The organism is Bacillus sp. ISL-51, from assembly GCF_018613535.1.
GTDB lineage: Bacteria > Bacillota > Bacilli > Bacillales > Bacillaceae > Bacillus.
Genome location: NZ_JAGGQB010000007.1, coordinates 86737 through 109788, shown reverse-complemented (window position 1 = coordinate 109788; position 23052 = coordinate 86737). Strand labels below are relative to the sequence as shown.

General features: G+C 45.7%; 19 protein-coding genes, 5 tRNA genes and 1 pseudogene. 13 read left to right on the top strand and 12 right to left on the bottom strand.

What is annotated here, in order from left to right:
- Positions 1–80: 80 nt before the first annotated feature.
- From J7E26_RS12155 to J7E26_RS12120, 8 genes and pseudogenes are all read right to left on the bottom strand, one after another.
- A complete protein-coding gene (locus J7E26_RS12155) occupies positions 81–1325 on the bottom strand; it encodes an exo-beta-N-acetylmuramidase NamZ family protein (RefSeq protein WP_214813388.1) in 1245 nt (414 codons plus the stop codon).
- A 15-nt stretch (positions 1326–1340) separates the two neighbouring features.
- The gene (locus tag J7E26_RS12150) at positions 1341–3254 is read right to left on the bottom strand and encodes a glycoside hydrolase family 3 protein (protein ID WP_214813386.1); all 1914 of its coding nucleotides are present in this window, start codon (positions 3252–3254) and stop codon (positions 1341–1343) included.
- Positions 3255–3300: 46 nt separating this feature from the next.
- On the bottom strand, positions 3301–4584 hold the full coding sequence (gene pbp4b / locus J7E26_RS12145; protein ID WP_214813385.1) for a penicillin binding protein PBP4B: 1284 nt from the start codon (positions 4582–4584) through the stop codon (positions 3301–3303).
- Positions 4585–4602: 18 nt separating this feature from the next.
- Positions 4603–5970 carry a PTS transporter subunit EIIC gene (locus tag J7E26_RS12140; RefSeq protein ID WP_214813384.1) on the bottom strand — a complete coding sequence of 456 codons (1368 nt, stop codon included), beginning with the start codon at positions 5968–5970 and terminating at the stop codon, positions 4603–4605.
- Between the two features lie 15 nt (positions 5971–5985).
- Positions 5986–6836: pseudogene (locus tag J7E26_RS12135) on the bottom strand (MurR/RpiR family transcriptional regulator).
- Between the two features lie 12 nt (positions 6837–6848).
- Entirely contained in the window at positions 6849–7766 is a 918-nt protein-coding gene (gene murQ, locus J7E26_RS12130; protein WP_214813383.1) for an N-acetylmuramic acid 6-phosphate etherase, read from the bottom strand.
- A gap of 99 nt (positions 7767–7865) precedes the next feature.
- Complete coding sequence (locus J7E26_RS12125; protein WP_214804204.1) at positions 7866–8342, bottom strand: GNAT family N-acetyltransferase; 477 nt, start codon at positions 8340–8342, stop codon at positions 7866–7868.
- 17 nt (positions 8343–8359) lie between these two features.
- Positions 8360–8767 (bottom strand): 2-thiouracil desulfurase family protein, encoded by a 408-nt coding sequence (locus J7E26_RS12120; protein ID WP_214804203.1) that lies wholly within the window; start codon positions 8765–8767, stop codon positions 8360–8362.
- A gap of 181 nt (positions 8768–8948) precedes the next feature.
- Between J7E26_RS12120 and J7E26_RS12115 the strand changes: the two genes are divergently transcribed.
- From J7E26_RS12115 to J7E26_RS12055, 13 genes are all read left to right on the top strand, one after another.
- Positions 8949–9020 (top strand) — tRNA-Glu (locus J7E26_RS12115).
- A 3-nt stretch (positions 9021–9023) separates the two neighbouring features.
- A tRNA-Val gene (locus tag J7E26_RS12110) sits at positions 9024–9099 on the top strand.
- Between the two features lie 5 nt (positions 9100–9104).
- Positions 9105–9177, top strand: a tRNA-Thr gene (locus tag J7E26_RS12105).
- A gap of 20 nt (positions 9178–9197) precedes the next feature.
- Positions 9198–9282 (top strand) — tRNA-Tyr (locus J7E26_RS12100).
- Between the two features lie 4 nt (positions 9283–9286).
- Positions 9287–9358 (top strand) — tRNA-Gln (locus tag J7E26_RS12095).
- 232 nt (positions 9359–9590) lie between these two features.
- Entirely contained in the window at positions 9591–10154 is a 564-nt protein-coding gene (gene sigW / locus J7E26_RS12090; RefSeq protein ID WP_214804202.1) for an RNA polymerase sigma factor SigW, read from the top strand.
- 13 nt (positions 10155–10167) lie between these two features.
- Positions 10168–10794, top strand: a complete 627-nt coding sequence (rsiW, locus tag J7E26_RS12085) for an anti-sigma factor family protein (protein WP_214804201.1) — start codon at positions 10168–10170, stop codon at positions 10792–10794.
- 172 nt (positions 10795–10966) lie between these two features.
- Positions 10967–11788: a diadenylate cyclase CdaA gene (cdaA, locus tag J7E26_RS12080; RefSeq protein ID WP_214804200.1), complete on the top strand. Its 822-nt coding sequence runs from the start codon at positions 10967–10969 to the stop codon at positions 11786–11788.
- A complete protein-coding gene (gene cdaR, locus J7E26_RS12075) occupies positions 11781–13217 on the top strand; it encodes a CdaA regulatory protein CdaR (protein ID WP_214804199.1) in 1437 nt (478 codons plus the stop codon). The genes cdaA and cdaR overlap by 8 nt, the downstream gene beginning before the upstream one ends.
- A gap of 17 nt (positions 13218–13234) precedes the next feature.
- Entirely contained in the window at positions 13235–14581 is a 1347-nt protein-coding gene (gene glmM, locus J7E26_RS12070) for a phosphoglucosamine mutase (RefSeq protein WP_214804198.1), read from the top strand.
- A gap of 433 nt (positions 14582–15014) precedes the next feature.
- Positions 15015–16817: a glutamine--fructose-6-phosphate transaminase (isomerizing) gene (gene glmS, locus J7E26_RS12065; protein WP_214804197.1), complete on the top strand. Its 1803-nt coding sequence runs from the start codon at positions 15015–15017 to the stop codon at positions 16815–16817.
- 759 nt (positions 16818–17576) lie between these two features.
- The gene (locus J7E26_RS12060) at positions 17577–18449 is read left to right on the top strand and encodes an ABC transporter ATP-binding protein (RefSeq protein WP_214804196.1); all 873 of its coding nucleotides are present in this window, start codon (positions 17577–17579) and stop codon (positions 18447–18449) included.
- On the top strand, positions 18427–19080 hold the full coding sequence (locus J7E26_RS12055; RefSeq protein ID WP_214804195.1) for an ABC-2 transporter permease: 654 nt from the start codon (positions 18427–18429) through the stop codon (positions 19078–19080). Before J7E26_RS12060 ends, J7E26_RS12055 begins: the two co-directional genes overlap by 23 nt.
- A 195-nt stretch (positions 19081–19275) precedes the next feature.
- Here J7E26_RS12055 and J7E26_RS12050 read toward each other — a convergent pair whose 3' ends face one another.
- The 4 genes from J7E26_RS12050 to J7E26_RS12035 form a co-directional block, all read right to left on the bottom strand.
- Positions 19276–20028, bottom strand: a complete 753-nt coding sequence (locus J7E26_RS12050) for an ATP-binding cassette domain-containing protein (RefSeq protein ID WP_214804194.1) — start codon at positions 20026–20028, stop codon at positions 19276–19278.
- An 11-nt stretch (positions 20029–20039) separates the two neighbouring features.
- Positions 20040–20801, bottom strand: coding sequence for an ABC transporter permease subunit (locus J7E26_RS12045; RefSeq protein ID WP_214804193.1), 762 nt, complete (start codon positions 20799–20801; stop codon positions 20040–20042).
- A 2-nt stretch (positions 20802–20803) separates the two neighbouring features.
- Positions 20804–21787, bottom strand: coding sequence for an aliphatic sulfonate ABC transporter substrate-binding protein (locus J7E26_RS12040; protein WP_214804192.1), 984 nt, complete (start codon positions 21785–21787; stop codon positions 20804–20806).
- Positions 21788–22095: 308 nt separating this feature from the next.
- Positions 22096–22938: an aldo/keto reductase gene (locus tag J7E26_RS12035; protein ID WP_214804191.1), complete on the bottom strand. Its 843-nt coding sequence runs from the start codon at positions 22936–22938 to the stop codon at positions 22096–22098.
- Between the last annotated feature and the right edge of the window lie 114 nt (positions 22939–23052).

The window sequence follows — 23052 nt, the reverse complement described above, 5'->3', positions numbered from 1 at the left end:
CCAAATAAATGAATGTTTTCCTATGAAAAGTGGAAAGGAGAAAAGCGTCGAAAAACGTTTCACGTGTAACAAGAATATTGTCAGTAAATGAGGTATTGCTTTCTCACGAGCTTGAATTGGTCGAGGCGGCGTTGATACGTGTTCATTATTTCTTCAATAGAAGCGCCGTTTTCTATTTTTTTGCGCACCCAGCCGTTGCCGATTAATTTGTCGAAAGATCCTGTCGCCAAGAATGAAAAGTCATTCGGATATAGGCTGTGGATCGTTTTAATAATTGAGAGGCCTGTTTTGGCTGCTTCGAATGTGTTTCTGTTCGTCACATATAATTGTACTCCGTGGCATAGCTTGCCTTGATGCTTTGAGAAGCTCGGGATAAATGAAGCGGCTCTGAATGTGACGCCAGGGAGCTTGAGGCCGTTAAGGCGTTCCTCAAGCTCGGTGCTTTTCATGTAAGGTGCGCCGAGGAATTCAAACGGCTTCGTTGTGCCTCTTCCTTCTGATACATTTGTGCCTTCAATTAAGCCTGTTGCGGAGTATGCGAATATGCTGTCCGGAGTCGGAATGTTAGGCGACGGCAGGACAAAAGGCAGACCGGTGTCTTCAATTGTCATCGTCCGTTTCCAATGCTTCATTTTCACTACGGTGAGGTCGGCCCCAATTTGAAATTCCCGATTGAATAATAGAGCAAGCTCACCGATGGTCATCCCGTGCTTCATTGCAATCGGGTACAGTCCGACAAAGGAAGCGTAATCGGGCTCCAGAACCGGGCCGTCAGGGCTTCGTCGGCCTTGGGGATTGGGCCGGTCTAAGACGAAGAAAGGAATGCCTTTTTCCTTGGCAGCTTCCATCGCATAAGCCATTGTATAAATGTAGGTGTAGTACCGTGTGCCGACGTCTTGAATATCAAAGATCAGAACATCTGTATCTTTCAGCATCTCGTGCGTCGGTTTTTTCGTGTCTCCGTATAGACTGTAGACGGGAAGGCCTGTTTTTTCGTCAATATATGATGTGACCTTGTCTCCGGCTTGGGCGTCGCCGCGAACGCCGTGTTCCGGACTGAATAATGCTGTCAGGTGAATGTCCGGTGCCTCGTAAAGCACATCAACACTGCTTTTCATTGATGAGTTTACACCGGTCGGATTGGTAATCAGTCCGATTCTTTTCCCTTTCAGCTGTTTTTTATAGTCTTTCAGCAAGCGGTCGATGCCTGTTTGTACTTTCGCTTTCTTGGCGATTCGAATGTCTGTATCGGAAGAAGCCGAGACTGCCGTCATGGCGCCGATGACGAGTAATCCGGCGAGAAGCGCAGCCGTTTGTTTTTTCATCATAAGCCCTCCTGTTTAAAGCGGTTTTCCTGTTTTGATGTTGAGACCGTATCCAAATGGGTACAGCGTCTTTCCGGGATGGGTGACGGAAGGGATATCCGCCGGCAGCAAGCCTTTCGGTTTTGTCTGCCCGAATATCGCTTCGATGCCGGCCGGTATGTTTGGCTGGAGGTATTGTCCGTCCGCATATCCCTTGAAACCGTAGACGGCGACGAGAGCTTTTGCTTCTTCAAAATTGGCGGCGTCGTACGGATTTCGCAGGCTCACCAGCACAAAGGGTTTTTGATAAGATTGTGCTGCTTTCATCAGTGCCCGAGGGAAAGCCGTCGTCCATTTGCCGGGATCTGTCACGGAATCATCGATGACGCCGTCGTTAACGACAGGGTCATTTTTTACGACATATGAGCCTGTAATCATATAATCCGCATTGGCCGCTTTCTTTTTATCTTCGTCATTAAAGGTGCGCTCCGCAAAGTTTATTTTGCTGACGGTTACCGGCTTGATCTTTTTTTTCTTGATGAGCTGCCGTACGGTTTCTTCCATTGATGCTGTTTGGTCTTCATAAGGTGCGGCAATGAGGACGCGGCTGTTTTTTTTCGGCTTGAACGGAAGTGTCCGGTCCTCGTTTTTTAAGACGGTCACTGCTTTTTCAGCAATCTTTTTTTCTGTCTTCAAATGGCTCTTGCTGCCGACGGTCTGCTCTGCTTTTGAGATTTTCTTTTTCAGGATTGTTTCTTTCGGTGCGGGATAAATGCCGCGCTTTAATTTCAGGGAAATGATACGCTCAACGGATTCGTTAATTTGCTGAAGGGGGATATCCCCTTTTTGAACCGCTTTTTTTAAGGCAGAAAGGACGCCTTCAAAACGTTTTTCTGTTTGCAGTGACGTGACCTGAGCAGGCATCAGGGCGATATCGACCCCTGCTTTTATTGCCATGACGACCGCCTCTTCCTGTCCGAAATGATCGGCGATTGCTTTCATATTTAATGCATCCGTGACGATGACGCCGTCAAAGCCCATTTCTTCACGGAGAAGGTGAGTCATGACTTTTTTTGAGAGTGTAGCGGGTACGAGGATATTTGAACCGTCCAGTTTGCTTTTATAGGTGGTATCATCAAACGCCGGAAATTGCACGTGCGCTGTCATGACCATGTCGGCTCCGGCTTTGATTGCCTGCTGGAAAGGATAAAGCTCGATTTCACGAAGCCTTTCTTGGCTGTGGGTAACAAGCGGCAGGCCGTAATGGCTGTCGACATCCGTGTCGCCATGTCCCGGGAAATGTTTGACGGCTGTGGCAACATTCTGTTTTTGCTGAGCTTTCATGGAGGCAAGGCCGAGTGACGCCGTCAGATTCCGCTTTGCACTGAATGATCTGACGCCGATGACCGGATTGCCGGGATTGTTATTAATGTCCAGAACGGGTGCGAAATTTGTATTGATGCCTAAGGCCTTAAGCTCTTTTCCGATGATGGCGCCTGTCTGGGACGCGTAAGCTGGTTTTCTTGCAGCGCCAAGGGCCATATTGCCTGGGAAATGAGTCCCCTCACCAAGTCTTGTCACGATTCCGCCTTCTTGATCAATGCTTAATAAAAGCGGAATTTTCGGGCTTGCCTTTTGAAAAGCATCTGTAAGGCGGACAGTTTGCTCTGTGTTTCTTACATTTTCTGCAAATAAAATAACCCCGCCGAATTGATATTTTTTAATAAGCCCTGCGACTTCGTTATTCATTTGGGTAAATGCCTGTGGTGATGACTGCCCATCTTTTTGCCAATTGCGAAAATCAGGCATGAGCATCTGCCCTAATTTCTCATCTAATGTCATGCGTGCTACCGCTTGCTTCGCCTGAGATGGAATATCTTGCTTTGTGGCGGCCTGATGTGTTCCGAAAACAATAAACAACAGTAATACTGCTGAGATGACAAGTTTCATAATGGTATCCTCCTGCCGTCATAGTTTGGACAAAAGACATAGGTTGTCATTCAATTGCTTCGTAAATCGCTTTTATGACACTTCCGTAACTCCCGGTTGGAAAAAGGTCTTCTTCGAATACATTCGGGTTTTCAGCGGGATTGGCGACGGGTGAATGCTTTTTATTCGTTAACAGTGCAATGCCCAGTTTGTAAGACGGGTCAATAATGGTTACTGTACCGGTCCATCCCGTGTGTCCGTAAGCCTGCTTGCTGGCATAAGGGCCGAACATCCACTCCATGTCTTTGCTGCCGTTTTTCCGCCAGCCAAGAGCGTATGTCGGATCGGAGGAAGCGGCCGTTGTGAACAGTTCAGCGGTTTGTTTGGTGAAGAGTGAAGCGTGCTTATAACTGCCGCTGTTCAGCATGACTTGAAGCAGGACGGCCATGTCATCGGCTCGGGAGAACAGCCCGGCATGCCCGGAAACTCCCCCCATGGAGTAAAATGCCTTTTCATCGTGAACCTCGCCTTGCAGCGTATAAGTCCTTATGTTGGGAAAATGGATGACCCCGTCTCTTGTGTTGCCTAAACGTTCAGTTGCCGCAAACGATTTGGCCTTAAAGCCTTTTTGCAGCGGATTGAACAGCGTGTGCGTCAGTTTCAGCGGTTTGTACAGCTCTTGTTCTGCATACACATCAAGGGTTTTTCCGGTTATGTTTTCAATGATGCAGCCGAGAAGCATGTAGCCGATATCGCTGTACACGTGTTTCGTCCCCGGTTTGTAATCCAAAGGTATGCGTGTGAGATAGCGGATCGTTTTTTTTCGATCTTGAGAATAATATTGGCCCGCTGTGTCCGGCTGATAGAAATAAAAGCTCGATGGCAGCCCGGATTGATGCTGGAGGACGTCAATGACGCGGATGCTGTCTTTTCCTTTCAGCGGATCGTCTTTTCTGTCCTTGAAATCGGGTAAATAAGCGGATACCTTTTCACAGATATCAAGCTTTCCTTGGCTGACCAGGCGCTGTAAGGCGAAATTGACGGCGTACATTTTCGTATTGGAGGCTAAATCGAACATGGTTGTTGTTTTCATCTTTTCCGGCCGGTGTAAAAGTGTATCTCCGTCATATTTCTTGCTGTAGCCGTACGCTTTCTTTTTGATCACCCGTCCGTCCTTTACGACAACGAGAACGGCTCCCGGGAATCCTGCGGCAATGTCTTTTTCAATCATTTGATCAACCTTTCTCAGCTTTGCTGTATCGTATGTTTTGGATTGAGCGAAGGCTTTATGCGGCAGCAGTAAAGAAAGGCTTAACGTGACCGTGAGTAATGCGATTACCATCGTTTTCATAGATTGATCCCTCCCGGCTTAATCGAATTCAGCAGCCATGTCGTCTGTAAATCCGAAAGCATAGGTGAATAAGAAGCCTGCTGCGTAGGAAATAAGCAGACCGATGATATATATGAAGATTTGTGACGGGTGAACGAGAAAAGAGAGCGGGAGCCCGGAAACGCCGATGGAGAATGTCGCCACTTGAAAATGGGCTTGGAAGGCCCCGCCAATCCCCGCACCCAGACATGCTGTCAAAAACGGCCGGCCGAGCGGGAGAGTGACGCCGAAAATAAGCGGTTCTCCGATCCCCAGAAGGCCGGATGGCAGTCCGCCTCCTATCGCTCTTTTCAGTGAGGCTTTTTTTGTTTTCATGAAGACGGCGAAGGCCGCGCCGACTTGGCCTGCGCCTCCCATCGCGAGAATAGGGAGAAGCGGATCATCCCCGATGGAACGGATTAATTCCAGATGCACGGGGGTCAAACCTTGGTGAAGGCCTGTGACGACAAGGGGCAGGAAAGCGGCGCCTAATACGAATCCGGAAATAACACCGCCCAATTGCAGCAGCGACAATAAACCTGAGGTGATGAGATCGGAAATAACACCGCCTGCAGGAATAAAGACGACATACGTAACCAATCCGGTAATGAGTAAAGATATGGTAGGCGTAACGATGATGTCGATCGATTGATGAATATACCGCCTGATGAATCGTTCGGTATAAGCGATAAAAATGGCTGCGAAAAGGACGCCGATCAGCCCGCCCCTGCCAGGAAGGAGATTTTCTCCGAATAAACTGATATTGGCGATCTCGGGATTAAGGATCAAAATGCCTGCCAATCCGCCCATCGCGGGTGTTCCCCCGAATTCTTTGGCGGCATTTATACCGACTAAGACGCCGAGGTAAGCGAATAAGCCTGAGCCGATAACCGTTAATATAAGTGCGATTTGGGATTCTTTTGAGAGCCAGCCGGCCTGAATGACGGCTTTTGTGATGCCGGTAATTAAGCCTGATGCAATGAGTGCGGGAATGAGAGGGATGAAGATGCTGGATATTTTTCTTAGAAATAATTTAATCGGTGTCGCGTTTTTTCTGTTGATATCTGCTTTTTTTTGTGAGGCGGCTTCTTTTAAATCGAAGTTTTGTTCTGCCGCCGTAAGTTTTGAGAAAGCGGCGGCGACATGGTTGACGACTCCTGCGCCGAGAATGATCTGAAGCGTTTCGGCTTCCACTACGCCGATGACGCCTTCGAGCTGTTTCAAAGCTTCAATGTCTGTTTGGTCCTTGTCAAAAGGCGTAATCCTCAGACGTGTCATACAGTGGGTGAAGCTTGAAATATTAGACGGCCCGCCGCAGTGCTTTAAGATGTCTCTGGCTAACGTATTGTAAACTTCGTCTTTGCGCATCAAAACCCCTCCTCTTTATGTGTGTCTCATCAATCGGATGGCTTCTCTTGTGTTATCAATATATCCGATGGTTTCCTCGTATTCCTCCGAGGCCATGCCTAAAAACAATATATCAATCATAAAAAGCTGGGCTAACCGGGAAGAAGTGGCGGCGCTGCGAAAAGGAGCTTCATTTGAGTGTGCGGTATATAAAGAAATGTCCGCCAGAGATGAGATTGCGTTTTGGCTGAATGCTGTCAGGCTTATGGTTTGTATGCCTTTTTGTTTTGCCAATAAAACGAGTTCAATTATTTCCTGAGTTTCTCCTGAAAATGATATGGCAAATACAATATCCCGTTTGCCGGCGTTTGCGATTAATGACGCGACGAGATGCGTGTCGGAAAAAGAGTCGCTTGTTTATTGACGCGGAGCCATTTCTGCTGGGCATCCCGGGCGACAAGTCCTGAAGCGCCTGCGCCGATGAAGTGGACGGCGCGGGCTTGTGATAGTGCTGATACCGCTTGTTTGAGTGTTTTATAGTCTGTGATGCCGGCAGTATCCTGGATGGCTTGGATGGCATTGCCTGCCGATTTCTCAGAAATGGAACTGAGCGGCTCATTCGGCTGAATGTCTCTGTAGCCTTGGGCTGAAGGCTTTGCCAAGTCTCCTGCGATTCGCATTTTCAACTCTTGAAATCCTTTTAAGCCGAGTGATTTGCATAACCTGATAACGGCTGCTCCGCTTGTGCCGGCAGAGGCGCTGATGTCATGGACAGTGCTATCGGCCGTCTCATGGGGATGCTGTAAAATATAGTCGGCAAGCTTGCGTTCTGACGGGGGGAGCTTGTGCTTCATTGCCTGAATAATTGATAATCCGCCGTTGGCCAATTGCGTCTCTCCTTACATGGAATGATGGTGCTCAATGGCTTTGTCAATGAAGCCTCCTGCTTCTTTGAGCAATGCTGCGGCATGTTTTTCATCCGAATTGGTTTTCAGCATAACAATCGCTGTTTTGACGTGGAGATCGGCGGTTTCGAGTGTTTCTTTTGCCGTGTCGTACGGGGCACCCGTTATCGTTTGGATGATGCCGATCGCCCGTTCTTTCAGTTTTTCATTGCTGACATGAACGTCCACCATTAAGTTCTCGTATACTTTGCCGCTTTTCACCATGACGGCTGTGGAAATCATGTTCAAAATCATTTTATGTGCTGTTGCCGCTTTCATTCGTGTTGAGCCTGTAATCACTTCAGGGCCGACGATGACCTCGATGCTGTGATCAGCATAATTGCCAATGAGTGAATGTTTGTTGCATGTCAGTGCAACGGTTTTGGCGCCGATTGTATTGGCGTATTTCAGCACGCCTGCCGCATACGGCGTCCGCCCGCTTGCTGCAATGGCAATTACCGTGTCGTTTTCGGTAAGACCTATGGATTTTATATCGTCAGCTCCGGCTTCTTCGCTGTCTTCTATTCCTTCTGAAGCACGCAAAAAGGCGTCTGCTCCTCCGGCCATCAGACCGATGACTGTCTCAGGGCTCACGCTATAGGTAGGCGGACATTCAACCGCATCTAATACGCCGAGTCTGCCGCTTGTCCCTGCGCCCGCATAAATCAGCCTGCCCTTTTTCTGCAATGATTCATGCGCGAATTCGACTGCGGCTTGGATATCCGGAAGAACCTGCTGCACGGCTTCTGCGACTTTGAAATCCTCTTGATTGATGAATTGAAGGATTTCCATTGTGTCTGCTTGATGGATAGAAGCGGTTTGCGGATTTCTTGTTTCTGTCGTCAGTTTGTGAATGTTCAGCCGGTCTGTCATATGTTTACCTCCCAAGTATTTATTACTTGAAGTATATGGGCTTTTGACATAATGTTTCAATAAAAATCGGTTTTTTGTGAAATAAAATTTCAAACGCTTTCATAAAAAATGATGCAAAATGTATTGTTCTCCAATCGGGCCGATTTTGCGGCGCCCTTTATCAATAAAACCGGTTGTCTGGTAAAGGTGTTTTGCACGAAGATTAAGTTGATTAACAGCGAGCACGATTTCATCACACCACGGGAAATAGCTTTTGACAAAAGCGGGAAGCTTCATCATAGCTTGTTTGGCATAGCCTTTTCCTTGATGCGGCGCGTGTAAGGACAGAGCGCTCAGCAAAATGGCAAAAGCATTGTTAGTATACGGGGATAGGGTCTCTTTGGATGTATGTAAAATAAAAAAGCCGACGGGACGGTCACCGTTTAAAATGACTGCCGGATAACGGTCCCGGATAACGATGGCTTGTGTCAGGACTTCCCGCGGGAGAGCGGAAAATTTCTTATCTTCTTCATTCAGGACGAAACCGTTCAGGTCGTCTAAGTGTTCCGGTTTATAGAAGGACAGAGTTACGTCCAAGGCAGATCTCTCCTTTATTACAATTGATCAAGCTCATTTTCTGATATAACGCGGCAGCCTGCCTGTTTTAAAAGGGCGGAAGTGATGCCGTCGCCGAATATTTTTTGGCCTGAGAATGTACCGTCATAGATGAAGCTGCTGCCGCAGGACGGGCTGTTTTCTTTTAGAATGACGGTGTCGGCCCCTATTTCTTTTGCGTACGCTAATGTTTTGGCCGCGCCGTCCATATATAAAGCCGTTACGTCTTCGCCTGTGCCGCCGATAATTTCCGCCGGTTCGCGGGGAGTGGTGAAGCCGCCCAGAAGTTCGGGACAAACCATAACAGCTTTCTTTTCTTCCACAAGCCTGCGGATTTTTTCGGATGCGGCGTGAGAGCCGTTATATCTGCATTCAATTCCGCCGAGACAAGAGCTGACTAAGATCATCTGAATAGGTCCCTCCAATATGCTGTGATAGATCTATCATAAAATAAATGGGAGGAGAGAGAAGAGTTTTTCAGTTAAAAAACGGGTAAAAAAGTTTGAAAATAAAAAAAATAAAATTCCTCTTTACAAAAGGGGTACAACCTGTATATAATAACTTTTGTCAGCTCGAAGCAGACACAACGGCCCGTTGGTCAAGCGGTTAAGACACCGCCCTTTCACGGCGGTAACACGGGTTCGAATCCCGTACGGGTCATATGGAGGATTAGCTCAGCTGGGAGAGCATCTGCCTTACAAGCAGAGGGTCGGCGGTTCGAGCCCGTCATCCTCCACCATATTTGCCGGCCTAGCTCAATTGGTAGAGCAACTGACTTGTAATCAGTAGGTTGGGGGTTCAAGTCCTCTGGCCGGCACTGTTTTTCAAATAGAATACGGAGGGGTAGCGAAGTGGCTAAACGCGGCGGACTGTAAATCCGCTCCCTCAGGGTTCGGCAGTTCGAATCTGCCCCCCTCCACCATTATTGGGCTATAGCCAAGCGGTAAGGCAACGGACTTTGACTCCGTCATGCGTTGGTTCGAATCCAGCTAGCCCAGTCACGGACACCTTTTGCTGAAAAAGGTGTCTTTTTTTTATTGCAGAATTACTTCGATTTCTGATTATTCATCGGATATACTATTTTTAAGCTGCTGTTAAGGCAGTATATTCTGTATTTTCCATCTACACCCTGCCTGAAATTTGGTAAAATAAATTTATCAAAAAAATGAAACCTTTTAAAACAAACGACGTATACATACAGACCGGTGAAGGGCAGAGGTTAGATAAAACATGGAAAACATGATTAGAAAAAGAATCAAGCAAGTCAAAAAAGGCGATCAAAATGCGTTTGCAGACATCGTTGATCTGTACAAAGACAAGATATATCAGCTTTGCTACCGCATGCTCGGCAATGTTCACGAAGCGGAGGATATTGCGCAGGAAGCTTTTATCAGAGCGTATGTCAATATCGACAGCTTTGATATAAACCGGAAATTTTCAACATGGCTTTACAGAATTGCGACCAATTTGACTATTGACCGCATTCGTAAAAAAAAGCCTGATTATTATCTGGATGCAGAGGTAGCGGGAGCAGAGGGTCTGACGATGTATTCGCAAATTGCCGCGGACGGTGTGCTCCCTGAAGACGCAGTGCTGTCATTGGAGCTGTCAGACACGATCCAGAAAAAAATATTAAAGCTGCCTGACAAGTACAGAACGGTTATTGTATTAAAGTATATTGACGAACTCTCATTAATTGAAATCGGCGAGATTCTGAATATCCCTGTCGGCACGGTAAAGACAAGGATACACAGAGGCAGAGAGGCTCTTAGAAAACAATTAAGGGATCTTTAAGTGGGGTGATGAAATGAGCTGTCCTGAACAGATTGTGCAGCTTATGCATAAGCATCTTGATGGAGATATCCTTCCTGAAGATGAGAACGTATTAAAACAACATTTGCAGTCATGCGAGAATTGCAAAAGGCATTTTCACGAAATGGAGAAATCCATTGCGCTCGTCAGGAGCACATCGCATGTCACAGCCCCTGCTGATTTTACTGCCAACGTCATGGCGAATCTCCCAAAAGAGAAGAAACGCGCTTCTGTAAAACGATGGTTCAGAACACATCCGATGATTGCAGCCGCAGCGGTTTTTGTTATTTTAATGGGCGGCGGTTTTTTCAACAGCTGGCATAATGACCACAATTTCAGCGTATCCAAACAGCCGAATCTTGTCGTCCAGAATCACACGGTTACCGTTCCTGAAGGCGAGACCGTAAAGGGCGATGTCACTGTGAAAAACGGCAAGCTGATCATTAAAGGAAAAGTAGACGGCGATGTGACCGTGGTAAATGGAGAAAAATACATGGCCTCAGCCGGACAAGTCACCGGGCAAATTGAAGAAATTAACCAATTGTTTGACTGGGTTTGGTATGAACTGAAATCGGCGGGCCAAGGTGCCATTAGCGCATTGGACCCAAATGGAGATGAGTAAAGCGAGTTTTCGCTTTACTCTTTTTTTCTATGTAAAATAAGCATCGGGCGGAGGCTCATTTCACTTGGGAAATCAAAATGTGGTATAATGAGCACGCTATGTGAAGTACATATGCTCATACAGCACAATCCATAACGAAAACGAAATGACTGAATTCTTGGAGGACGAGGAAATGGCTTTTGAGGACATCCCATTTTTGCAATACCTCGGCAATGCCGTTGATATTCTCCTTGTTTGGTATGTGATATATAAATTAATCATGGTCATACGCGGAACGAAGGCGGTTCAGCTTTTAAAAGGAATCGTCGTCATCGTGTTAGTCCGGATGGCCAGTTCATATTTGGGACTCAGCACACTGCAGTGGCTGATGGACCAAGCGATAACATGGGGATTTTTAGCGATTATTATTATATTCCAGCCTGAGCTGAGAAGGGCGCTTGAACAGCTTGGCCGGGGGCGGTTTTTTTCAAGAAGCGGCACGCCCGTGGAGGAAGCGCAGCAGAAAACAATTGAAGCGATTACAAAATCCATCAGCTACATGGCGAAACGCCGTATCGGCGCTCTCATCGCGATTGAGCGTGATACGGGAATGGGAGATTATATCGAGACAGGCATTCCGCTTAATGCGAAGGTCAGCTCGGAGCTTTTGATTAATATTTTCATCCCGAATACGCCGCTGCACGATGGAGCGGTCATTATGAAGAATAACGAGATTGCTGCCGCGGCGTGTTATCTGCCGCTGTCTGAAAGCCCGTTTATTTCAAAGGAGCTTGGGACGCGGCACAGAGCGGCCGTCGGCATCAGTGAAGTGACGGACAGCTTAACCATTATTGTGTCTGAAGAGACCGGCAACATCAGTGTGGCCAGAAACGGAGACCTTCACAGAGAATTGACGGAAGACGCACTGAAAGAAATGCTCGAAGCCGAGTTTAAGAAAAACGCCAGAGATACTTCTTCTAACCGCTGGTACTGGAGGGGCAAGAAAAATGGATAAATTCTTAAACAACCGCTGGGCTGTAAAGATCATTGCATTGCTCTTTGCGCTGCTGCTTTATGTTGCGGTTAACAACAACCAGGCGCCGACTCCGAAAAAACCGGGGGAATCTTTCTTTCCGACATCAACAACAGACGAGGCTACGCTGACTGATATTCCCGTAAAAGCGTATTATGATGAAGCGAATTACGTCGTCACGGGTGTTCCTCAGACGGTTAATGTCACTATCAAAGGTTCTACAAGCGCGGTGAAAAAGGCGAGACAGACAAAGAATTTTGAGATTTACGCTGATATGAATAACCTGAAAACGGGCACGCATAAAGTCGAGCTGAAGGCTAAAAACGTATCGGACGGCCTGACGATATCCATAAATCCGTCAGTCACGACAGTCACGATTCAGGAAAAAACGGCTGAGAGTTTTCCCGTTGACGTCGAATACTACAATAAAAGCAAGATGAAGACGGGTTATACCCCGCAGCAGCCGATCATCAGCCCGAAAAACGTGCAGATTACCGGTTCCAAAAATGTGATTGATAACATTTCGCTTGTCAAAGCATCCGTGAACCTTGAAAATGCAGATGAGACGATAGAAAAGGAAGTGAAGGTGACTGTCTATGACAAAGACGGAAACGCACTTCCTGTTGATGTTGAACCGTCAGTGATTAAAGTTACCGTTCCGGTGGCAAGCCCCAGCAAAAAGCTTCCTTTTAAAATTGAAAGGAAGGGAAGCCTTCCGGACGGAGTGAGTGTCGCCAGTATCGACTCAAGCCCGAGCGAAGTGACGGTTTACGGTCCGCAGGATGTCTTGGATTCACTTGAATTCATTGACGGCGTTTCGCTTGATTTGAGCAAAATTGATAAGGGTACGGACATAGATGCGGACATTCCGCTGCCGAAGGGTGTCACAAAGGTTTCGCCTGAAAAAATTTCGCTTCATGTTAAGGTGGACAGTGAAGACAAGCAGGATTTTGATGATGTCGCGATTAAGACAGTCGGGCTGAACAGCTCGCAGCAAATTGAGTTTCTCGATCCAAAATCGCAAACGGTCAACGTCACAGCCAAAGGCTCTCCGGACAATATTAAGGCATTGAAGAAATCAGATATTGAGCTGTACGCCAATGTCTCGGACTTAAATGACGGAGAGCATTCAGTAAAGCTTGAAGTGAACGGACCGCAAAACATCACATGGTCCCTGTCAAAAAAGACCGCCAAAATAAAGCTGACATCAAAGAAAAGCATAAATTCAAATAAAAATGACGGCAGCTCCGCCAATTCCGATCATCAAAACGGCAGCAGCGGAGACACAAATGACAAAGACAAAAACCAGGAAGACGACACTGACAGCGATAACAATAAAAGTCAAAACCAGGATCAAAATCAAGACCAAAATGAAGACGGATCAAATGCTGATTCTTCTTCAACAGAATGAAAAAGGAGCGATACAAAATGGGCAAGTATTTTGGAACAGATGGTGTAAGAGGTGTTGCCAACAGCGAGCTTACGCCAGAGCTGGCCTTTAAAGTGGGGCGTTTTGGCGGGTATGTCCTGACAAAAGACAAACAGCGCCCGAAAGTACTGATCGGCCGCGATACACGTATCTCCGGCCATATGCTGGAGGGAGCCCTTGTCGCCGGACTTTTATCAATCGGAGCTGAAGTCATGCGTCTCGGCGTCATTTCCACGCCGGGCGTATCCTATTTAACGAAGGCAATGGATGCAGAGGCGGGCGTCATGATCTCCGCCTCTCATAATCCTGTGCAGGATAACGGAATTAAGTTCTTCGGGGGTGACGGTTTTAAGCTTTCTGATGAGCAGGAGGCAGAGATCGAACGCTTGATGGACGAACCGGAGGATAAGCTGCCGAGACCGACTGGCGCGGAGCTCGGGCTTGTGAACGATTACTTTGAAGGCGTTCAAAAATATCTGCAATTTTTAAAGCAGACTGCCGACGAAGATTTCACCGGCATTCATGTAGCGCTTGATTGCGCCCACGGGGCTACGTCGTCCATCGCGACACACCTGTTTGCTGATCTGGACGCGGACGTGTCCACAATGGGAACGTCACCGAACGGTTTAAATATTAATGACGGCGTCGGCTCTACGCATCCGGAAGCGTTAAGTGCCTTCGTCAAAGAAAAAAACGCCGATATCGGCCTTGCGTTTGACGGGGACGGCGACCGTCTGATTGCCGTTGATGAAAAAGGAAACATTGTCGACGGCGACCAAATTATGTACATATGCGCAAAGTATTTGAAATCAGAAGGACGCCTGAAGGATGATACAGTCGTATCAACTGTGATGAGCAACCTCGGTTTCTACAAAGCGCTTGAGAAAGATGACATCAAGAGCGTTCAAACGGCAGTCGGCGACCGCTACGTCGTGGAAGCAATGAAAAAAGACGGGTATAATGTCGGCGGCGAGCAGTCAGGGCATCTTATTTTTCTTGATTACAACACAACCGGCGACGGCCTTTTGTCAGCGATTATGCTGGTCAATACATTGAAGGCATCAGGAAAAACCCTTTCAGAACTTGCGGATGAAATGAAAAAATTCCCGCAGCTGTTAGTGAATGTGAGAGTGACGGATAAATACAAGGTTGAAGAAAACACTAAGGTAAAGGCTGTTATTTCTGAAGTGGAAAAAGAAATGAACGGCGACGGCCGGATTTTAGTGCGCCCTTCAGGCACCGAGCCGCTCGTCCGCGTGATGGCAGAAGCGAGAACAAAAGAACTTTGTGACAAATATGTCACAAGAATTGTGGATGTCGTGCGGACAGAAATGGGAGCGGAGTAGCGAAGTTTATAAACAGAGAGCGAACAAGACAAGCGGGATTGGCATAAAATGATAGTAATACATGATGCCAAGGGCAGCAAAAAACAATTGACCGTCCTTGGCACATGTTGTAAAATCAAGCTTGTTCAGCCTTTGTTTTTCATTCTCAGGAAAGGCGGCATTGTTTGCATCTTTATAATTATAGCGCCCGAACTAAGCGCCCGAAAAACGGCTTAGTTGACGAGGATGGAGGTTATCGAATTTTCGGCGGATGCCTCCCGGCTGATTTATGTTAGGTCACAGCCGTAAGGATTTCTTCAAACCGGTGAGGCGACTCTCCGAACAAAGAGAAATCACATGATCTTCCAAAAAAACATGTGGGAGGGGACGATGGAAAGTCCCCTTGTTATCTGACTTTCTTCGTCTCCTTTTACACCTTTAGGAGGAAGAAAATATGTGTGGAATTGTAGGTTATATCGGTCAGCTTGATGCGAAAGAGATTTTGTTAAAAGGATTGGAGAAGCTTGAGTATCGCGGTTATGACTCTGCCGGTATCGCTGTGGCGAACGAGCAGGGCGTGCATGTGTACAAAGAAAAAGGCCGCATCGCCGACCTTCGTGAAGTGGTGGATTCAACTGTTGAATCTCAAGCAGGAATCGGCCATACACGCTGGGCGACTCACGGCGAACCAAGCTTCCTGAACGCTCACCCGCATCAAAGCGCACTCGGCCGCTTTACACTTGTTCACAACGGTGTGATCGAGAACTATGTTCAGCTGAAGCGCGAATACCTTGAAAACGTTGAACTGAAAAGTGATACAGACACTGAGGTAGTCGTTCAAATGATCGAGCAATTTGTGACTGGAGGACTCGAGACAGAAGAAGCGTTCCGCAAAACACTTACCCTGTTAAAAGGCTCTTACGCAATTGCGTTATTTGACGGTGAAAACACAGACACCATTTATGTCGCAAAAAACAAAAGTCCTCTATTAGTCGGTCTTGGAGATACATTTAACGTCGTGGCATCTGACGCGATGGCTATGCTTCAAGTAACGAATGAATATGTGGAGCTTTTAGACAAAGAAATGGTCATTGTGACTAAAGACGAAGTCGTGATTAAAAACCTAGACGGTGACATCATGACACGTGCGTCTTATATCGCTGAGCTTGACGCCAGTGATATTGAAAAAGGCACGTACCCTCACTACATGTTAAAAGAAACGGATGAGCAGCCGCTTGTGATGCGCAAAATCATCCAAACGTATCAAGACGAAAACGGCAAGCTTGCCGTGGCGGGCGATGTCGCTGACGCCGTAGCGGAAGCGGACCGCATCTATATCGTGGCATGCGGAACAAGCTACCATGCAGGCCTTGTCGGGAAACAATATATTGAAATGTGGGCAAACGTACCGGTTGAAGTGCATGTAGCGAGTGAATTCTCTTACAACATGCCGCTTCTGTCTAAGAAGCCGCTCTTTATCTTCCTTTCTCAAAGCGGAGAAACAGCGGACAGCCGCGCCGTGCTTGTTCAAGTAAAAGCGTTAGGGCACAAAGCGCTGACGATCACAAACGTGCCGGGATCAACACTTTCCCGTGAAGCGGACTACACATTGCTTCTGCACGCAGGCCCTGAGATCGCCGTTGCTTCAACAAAAGCCTATACGGCCCAAATCGCCGTCTTAGCGATCCTTGCGTCCGTAGCAGCAGAACGTAACGGCGTTGACATCGGCTTTGACTTAGTTAAAGAATTAGGTATCGCTGCAAACGCCATGGAAGCTCTCTGCGACCAGAAGGACGAAATGGAAATGATCGCACGCGAATACCTGACTGTCTCAAGAAACGCTTTCTTCATCGGCCGCGGCCTTGACTACTTCGTATGTGTAGAAGGCGCCCTGAAGCTGAAAGAGATTTCTTACATCCAAGCGGAAGGCTTCGCAGGCGGCGAGCTGAAGCACGGAACGATCGCCCTGATCGAAGAAGGAACACCGGTCTTTGCTCTGGCGACACAAGAGCACGTCAACCTAAGCATTCGCGGAAACGTGAAAGAGGTTGCGGCACGCGGAGCGAACACATGCATCATCTCGCTGAAAGGCCTGGACGACGCGGATGACAGATTCGTTCTGCCGGAAGTCAATCCTGCGCTTGCTCCGTTGGTTTCTGTTGTGCCATTGCAGCTGATTGCTTATTATGCTGCGCTGCATCGCGGGTGTGATGTGGATAAACCGCGCAACCTTGCGAAGAGTGTTACTGTGGAGTAGGTTTAGTAAATTACCGATAAACTACAGATGTAAAATATAGTCTTAAAGTTTGACCCCTTTGGTTGAGATAAACCAGAGGGGTTTTTAGTATGGAAATTAGAAATGAACTCTTTTTTGATTAACTAAAGATTTTATATTTATAAAGAAATTTCCGTATATATATTTGAAAAGAAGTAACATCTATTTTATAATATAGGTATACTCCGATTTAAACCCATAAATGTAACAATTAGTAAATAATGGCAGCGTTCAAATAAAAGTTTCTCAATTAGTATTTGTTTTGGTGTTTTATTCCCATGTCTGCATCACTTTATAGTGCATACCTCATTCTTGAACTGACTCCTCATTTAGTCAGTCGTGTATAAATCTGTTACCTCATGAGGATGCATATATAGATGATAAAACATACATTTTCTTTACCGGCAAGTAAGTCACCTCCAGCACTTTTCATCATGAGTACCCCATTATATAGTCGTAATCATTCAGTTGTATATCCCAATTTTTATTAAGAAAGGCAATAAACGGACCAATGCTTTAAAAGCAATAAAAAGCATTCTTATAAAAGCTTTTCTGTTTTTACTGGCATGAAAAGTTTAAGAGATATGAGTAATTGTATGCTAGATCGAAGGCGGTTTAGAAATGAACTCCTGATCCATTATGAATAACTTAAAATAGGCAAATGTGAAAAAACTTGCAATCGCTTAAAAGAATTCGGTTCATTCATAAAAAAGTCCTGACAACAATTATAGGAGTGGAATGATGCCAAATCTTTTAGAAATAAGAAACGTTAGCAAATCTTTTGGTGATAAAGCTGTTTTAAAAGATATCACATTCAATGTGCCGGCTGGATCAATTGTGGGTTTCATCGGTGATAACGGCGCAGGCAAATCAACTACATTTAAAACAATATTAGGGCTAATCTCTCAAGATAGAGGCAAAGTTAAAATCTTTGGTAAAGAGAATCTGGATAAACACATAAGGTTCAAAGAAGATATTGGGGTAGTATTTGATGCGATGAATCTGCCTGCGCATCTTACGATAAAGCAGCTGAATAATGTATTTAAAAAACTATTCGACACTTGGGACCAAGACGATTTTTATCGGTTAGTTCATTCTTTTTCCTTGCCTATGGACAAAAAAGTAAAAAAGTTCTCGCGTGGAATGTCAATGAAGTTATCCGTAGCTGTTGCTTTGTCGCATAATGCAAAATTATTAATCCTGGATGAAGCAACAGGAGGGCTTGATCCCTCTTCAAGAGATGATCTGTTAAATGAATTAAAAAGCTTTGTGAGTAAAAGCAACGGCGGTATTTTACTTTCATCGCATATTATGTCTGATGTCGAGAAGATAGCCAGCCATATCATTATTATTAAAGATGGTGAAATTTTATTAAATGAAGAGAAAGATAGGGTCCTTGAAAGATATACTGTTGCAGATGTTGATGAAGCTCAATTGGCTGCGCTCAACGAAAATATAGTTCTTGCAAAAAGGAATAATGGTTCTTATTGGAGTGTGCTTGTATCGGATAAACAGAAATTGCCGAATGGCATAACGGCAAAAACCATTTCAATAGAAGAAATCAGCGTCTTTTTAACTAGGAGTGAAAAAAATGAGAGGTCTGTTACTGACTAACTATTACTTGGTTTATCGAAGCTTCTTTGCATACACGGGGTTAGCAATATTGATATCAGCAGTCATTTTTTATTTTGGGGATGCTTCAATGCATCGTTTCGTTGCTATGCTAATTATTTTGTTTGTGGTTATGCCCGCACTTGAGGTTATAAAGTATGAAAGCAAGTCTGGTTATGACAAGTATGTGCTGACTTTACCGGTCAGCAGAACAAATATTGTTCAAAGTCACTATTTCTTCTATATTTTGGTTGTTGTTATCGGAGCTATATTATCTTATTGTATTTTCTTTATAAACAGCCTGGTTTCTGATGAACCTATTGACGGCATATTTCATATTGTTTCTTTTGGAACTTTCATCGTTCTCTTTGCCGGTGCAATAGTATACCCTCTTCTCTACATTATAGGCCCTGAAAAGTCTGATGCTATTGTAATTGGAGGTGCAATGGGAGGGCTTTTTGCTACCTTTGGATTGCAAAGCGTAGTTGGTTATGTATCAGAACAATTACCGCTGTCATTTTTACACATAAATCCATCTTTATCTGTCCCGATTATATATATCTTCTTCGGCATTATATTATATATAATTTCTTTTTTTATCGCTACAGCTATATATCATAAAAAAGAATTTTAACAGGGTGTTTATTGATTGTATGCTGTTATAACAGGATAAGTGTTTCCTATTAGCATTCAGTATTGAATGTAAACTTGACAGCCTTTACTGTAAAGTTTCACACGTTACTTGGCTATCCTAGAGAAAAAGGTGAAAAAGCTGACGAGTGATTCCGTCAGCTTTTCTTGTTGGACGTCCGGCCGCATCATCCCTTTGTCATGTCCGCTGAAGAATTCGATGCAAGATCTCATGTTCAATCTGGATGAGTGTGCTGTCAGACAAGGAGCGGGGGCGTTTAGCGCGGATCGAGATGTCGAAGCTGATTTCTCCGTCTTCGATCATGATGACACGGTCAGAAAGGCGGACCGCTTCCTGCACATCGTGTGTGACGAGCACAGCTGTAAATCCATTTTGTTTCCATAGTTTTTCTATCAATTGTTGCATGTCGAGACGGGTGAGGGCATCCAATGCGCTGAGCGGTTCATCCAGCAGCAGAAGGGATGGCTTTCTGATGAGAGCACGGGCAAGGGCAACCCTTTGCTGCTGTCCGCCTGACAGCTTATACGGCCATGCGTGGCGGTAGTTCCACAATCCGACTGCTTTCAGCACTTCCTCTGCTTTTTCTGTCCGTTCTTTCGGCAGCCCGATTAATACATTATCGATGACCTTTTTCCATGGCAGCAGCCGTGAATCCTGATACATCATTGTGGTGCTGTTCTCATCTGTGCCGCTGAATGTCAGTTGGCCTGAGCTCGTTTGCTCTAACTGGGCCAGAATGCGGAGAAATGTGCTTTTTCCGCTCCCGCTTCTTCCGACGATGGCCGTGAATTGGCCTTGTTCAATTGTCAAAGAAATGTCTTTTAAGACTTGTGTGCCGCCGAATTGTTTGCTGACATGATCCAATTTAATTTGGGCCGCTTGCTCATTTGCTTGGCTATACAACTCTATTTTCTGAGAGGGCTGTGCCATTTTTTTCACTCCTATCCTTGCTTTTGATAATTAGGATGCCATTTCAGCGCATAGCGCTCACCGATATGAGCAATGATGTCGGCTGCTTTGCCTAATAAGGCGTAGACTAAAATGCTGACGATAATGACATCCGTCTGCATAAATTGACGTGCATTCATGGCAAGGTAGCCAATTCCGTTGCTTGTGGCGATTGTTTCAGAAACGATTAAGGTCAGCCACATAACGCCGAGCGCATAACGAAAGCCGACGAATATAGAAGGGAGAGCGGAAGGGAAATAAATCTGTTTGAATAATTGAAAACCGCGTAAGCCGTACATTTTCCCCATTTCAATATGTTCGCGGTTCACATTCCGAATGCCATGGAGCGTATTAATATAGACGGGAAACATGACGCCGAGCGCGACGAGAAATACTTTCGGAGCTTCGCCGATTCCAAGCCAGACAATGACAAGCGGCAAAAGGGCAAAGTGCGGAATGTTCCGGATCATTTGGATGGTTGTATCCAGGAGACGGAAGGAAAGCGCTGACCAGCCGTTGATAATGCCGAGGATAAAGCCGATCAGTCCGCCAATCAATAGTCCGCTCAGTGCACGCGCTAAACTGATTTGTAAATGCAGAGCAAGCGCTCCATTTGCGACGAGCTCCCACAATGCTTTTAAAACAGATAGCGGAGAAGGAAAAAGACTCTCTGATAATACATGTGAGGAAGAAAATAATTGCCAAACGATTAGTATAAAAATCGGCACCAGCCAGGGGAGTACACTTTTTCTCATGATCATTCGTCTCCTTTACTTTCTTTTAAAACAGGCTTCCACAAAGGATCGAGAGGCATGATGTCAGAAACGCGGATCGGGTCTTTTATTAATCCGAGCTGATAGTAGTCATCTGCCTGCTGCTGCTGGGCGGATATGATATCTTTCGTCAGCGTATTCACGCCGTAGTTCTTTCGCTTTGTCGCCCGTTTCAATATATTAGACTGAATACCGGTCAGAGTCGCGATTCGGCTGGCGATTTCGTTTTGATGCGTGCTGGCATATCGGTCTGAGCGGTCAGTCTCCTCTAATATGGATTTAACCAGATCGGGATGTTCGCGTACGAATTGCGGTGCAGCATAGTAAAACGTGCGATTCGGATAAGCCGTAACATGATGGGGAAGAGTTCTTACATGTCCATTTTCTTCGACTCCGGCCAGGAATGGATCGTACGTTGCAAAAGCATCGACTTCACCCGATTCCAGAGCAGCCCTGCCTTGAGCGGCATCCGATACGAAAGCCCATTTGACATCGTGCTGGGTTAACTCGGCGTCTTTCAAAGCCAAGAGAGCGAGGTAATGGTGATTTCCCCCTTTATTCGCGGCTATAATTTTCCCTTTTAAATCAGCAAAGGATTGAATGGGGCTATTCTCTTTTACGACGACACCGACACCTGATAAATTTGGCGGGCTCGCACCCACGTAAACAATGTGTTTGCCGGAGCTTTGCGCAAAAATACCTGATCCGTCAGCGGCATTTCCGTAATCAATCTTTCCGGCAGCCAGCGCCTCCAATAAAGCCCCGCCGCCTTCGAATTCAATCCATTCAATTTTCTCGTGTGTTAATCGTTTTTCTAAATAGCGGCTTTCTTTTAAAAGGTGCAGTGTATTTCCTTTTTGGAATCCGATTCGAATGGGCTGCTTTCCATTTGTTTCATTGGCTGTACATGCAGTGAGGCTTAAAAAAGCAGCTATGATTATGAGGGTGCAGACCCTTTTTCGCTTCATCAGAATGGCCACCTTCCTTCACAGATCTAATTCTTACTATTTTGATAAGATTATATGTATTTAAAGATGTAACGTCAATCCTGTAAAGTAAATGATTTGAAAAAAACGCAAAAAAAGACCCGAGGGGGTCTTTTTTAAATCAGTCTGACTCTATAAGAACGGATTGTGAAACCGTGTCCCTCCGTTTAATGTAACGGCAAGTGAAAGACCTAAAATCAGCAGGTCAGCTGTGATTACGAGATAATCAATTCGCTGAAAAGGAAGCTGCACCATGTCCTTTTATTTTAATTTATTGAGTATTCGTTCTCTTAAAACTCCTCATACTCCGCCGGGTCTTGACCGTTAATCCTTCCGTCCGGGCGGGAAAGCGAAGCGATTACCTTCATATCGCTTTCATCAAGTGAGAAATCAAAAACAGAAATGTTTTCAAGCTGGCGTTCCGGGGATGATGATTTCGGAATCGGAACAGCGCCGAGCTGGACATGCCAGCGTAAGATCACTTGAGAAATTGTTTTATGATGCTTCTCTGCAATTTGCTCAAGCTGCTTATCATTCAATATTTCACTGGCGCGGGCTAAAGGACTCCATGATTCTGTCAGGATGCCTTGTTCTTCATGCCATTTATGCTGGTGTTCCTGATTAAAAGCGGGATGCAATTCAATCTGGTTGATACTTGGCTTCACGCCGGTTTCACGTTCAAGCTGTTCAATGTGTTCAGGCAGGAAGTTGCAAACGCCGATGGAACGAATCAAACCCCATTGTTTAGCGTCAATCAGGGCTTGCCATGCTTCTGTGTAGCGGCCTTGTTTCGGGTTCGGCCAATGAACAAGATACAAGTCATAGTAATCTAAGTTCGCCCGGTATAAAGATTCTTGGATCGTTTTTACTGCTTTGTCGTATTCATGATAGCGCCCGGGAAGTTTGGATGTAATGTACAACTGTTCCCTGGGAACCGAGCTGCGGCGAATGGCTTCTCCGACAGTTCCTTCATTCTCGTAGTTATAAGCGGTGTCAATCAAACGATAGCCAATATCAATAGCGCTGTTAATGGCATGAACGCCTTCATTTCCGTTAAGAGCGTATGTACCAAAGCCGATAGCAGGAATGCTTGTACCGTCATTAAGCGTCATTTGCGGAATTGCTTTATCCATTATGAATCCCTCCCTTTCATTCTACTTTACCATTATTCTTACAATTGAAACATGATAATGGAAATGAAAGTAATGGCATATAAAAAAGCTGACGATACGCCGTCAGCTTTTTTG

What these genes read in the sequence shown, in the direction of transcription:
- glmM (WP_214804198.1), top strand. Translation starts at nt 13,235, where the DNA reads ATGGGCAAGTATTTTGGAACAGATGGTGTAAGAGGTGTTGCCAACAGC.
- murQ (WP_214813383.1), bottom strand. Translation starts at nt 7,766, where the DNA reads ATGACAGACCGGCTGAACATTCACAAACTGACGACAGAAACAAGAAAT.
- J7E26_RS12120 (WP_214804203.1), bottom strand. Translation starts at nt 8,767, where the DNA reads ATGATCTTAGTCAGCTCTTGTCTCGGCGGAATTGAATGCAGATATAAC.
- rsiW (WP_214804201.1), top strand. Translation starts at nt 10,168, where the DNA reads ATGAGCTGTCCTGAACAGATTGTGCAGCTTATGCATAAGCATCTTGAT.
- J7E26_RS12035 (WP_214804191.1), bottom strand. Translation starts at nt 22,938, where the DNA reads ATGGATAAAGCAATTCCGCAAATGACGCTTAATGACGGTACAAGCATT.
- J7E26_RS12050 (WP_214804194.1), bottom strand. Translation starts at nt 20,028, where the DNA reads ATGGCACAGCCCTCTCAGAAAATAGAGTTGTATAGCCAAGCAAATGAG.
- J7E26_RS12155 (WP_214813388.1), bottom strand. Translation starts at nt 1,325, where the DNA reads ATGAAAAAACAAACGGCTGCGCTTCTCGCCGGATTACTCGTCATCGGC.
- J7E26_RS12040 (WP_214804192.1), bottom strand. Translation starts at nt 21,787, where the DNA reads ATGAAGCGAAAAAGGGTCTGCACCCTCATAATCATAGCTGCTTTTTTA.
- J7E26_RS12140 (WP_214813384.1), bottom strand. Translation starts at nt 5,970, where the DNA reads ATGCGCAAAGACGAAGTTTACAATACGTTAGCCAGAGACATCTTAAAG.
- cdaR (WP_214804199.1), top strand. Translation starts at nt 11,781, where the DNA reads ATGGATAAATTCTTAAACAACCGCTGGGCTGTAAAGATCATTGCATTG.
- J7E26_RS12045 (WP_214804193.1), bottom strand. Translation starts at nt 20,801, where the DNA reads ATGAGAAAAAGTGTACTCCCCTGGCTGGTGCCGATTTTTATACTAATC.
- J7E26_RS12055 (WP_214804195.1), top strand. Translation starts at nt 18,427, where the DNA reads ATGAGAGGTCTGTTACTGACTAACTATTACTTGGTTTATCGAAGCTTC.
- pbp4b (WP_214813385.1), bottom strand. Translation starts at nt 4,584, where the DNA reads ATGAAAACGATGGTAATCGCATTACTCACGGTCACGTTAAGCCTTTCT.
- sigW (WP_214804202.1), top strand. Translation starts at nt 9,591, where the DNA reads ATGGAAAACATGATTAGAAAAAGAATCAAGCAAGTCAAAAAAGGCGAT.
- J7E26_RS12060 (WP_214804196.1), top strand. Translation starts at nt 17,577, where the DNA reads ATGCCAAATCTTTTAGAAATAAGAAACGTTAGCAAATCTTTTGGTGAT.
- glmS (WP_214804197.1), top strand. Translation starts at nt 15,015, where the DNA reads ATGTGTGGAATTGTAGGTTATATCGGTCAGCTTGATGCGAAAGAGATT.
- cdaA (WP_214804200.1), top strand. Translation starts at nt 10,967, where the DNA reads ATGGCTTTTGAGGACATCCCATTTTTGCAATACCTCGGCAATGCCGTT.
- J7E26_RS12150 (WP_214813386.1), bottom strand. Translation starts at nt 3,254, where the DNA reads ATGAAACTTGTCATCTCAGCAGTATTACTGTTGTTTATTGTTTTCGGA.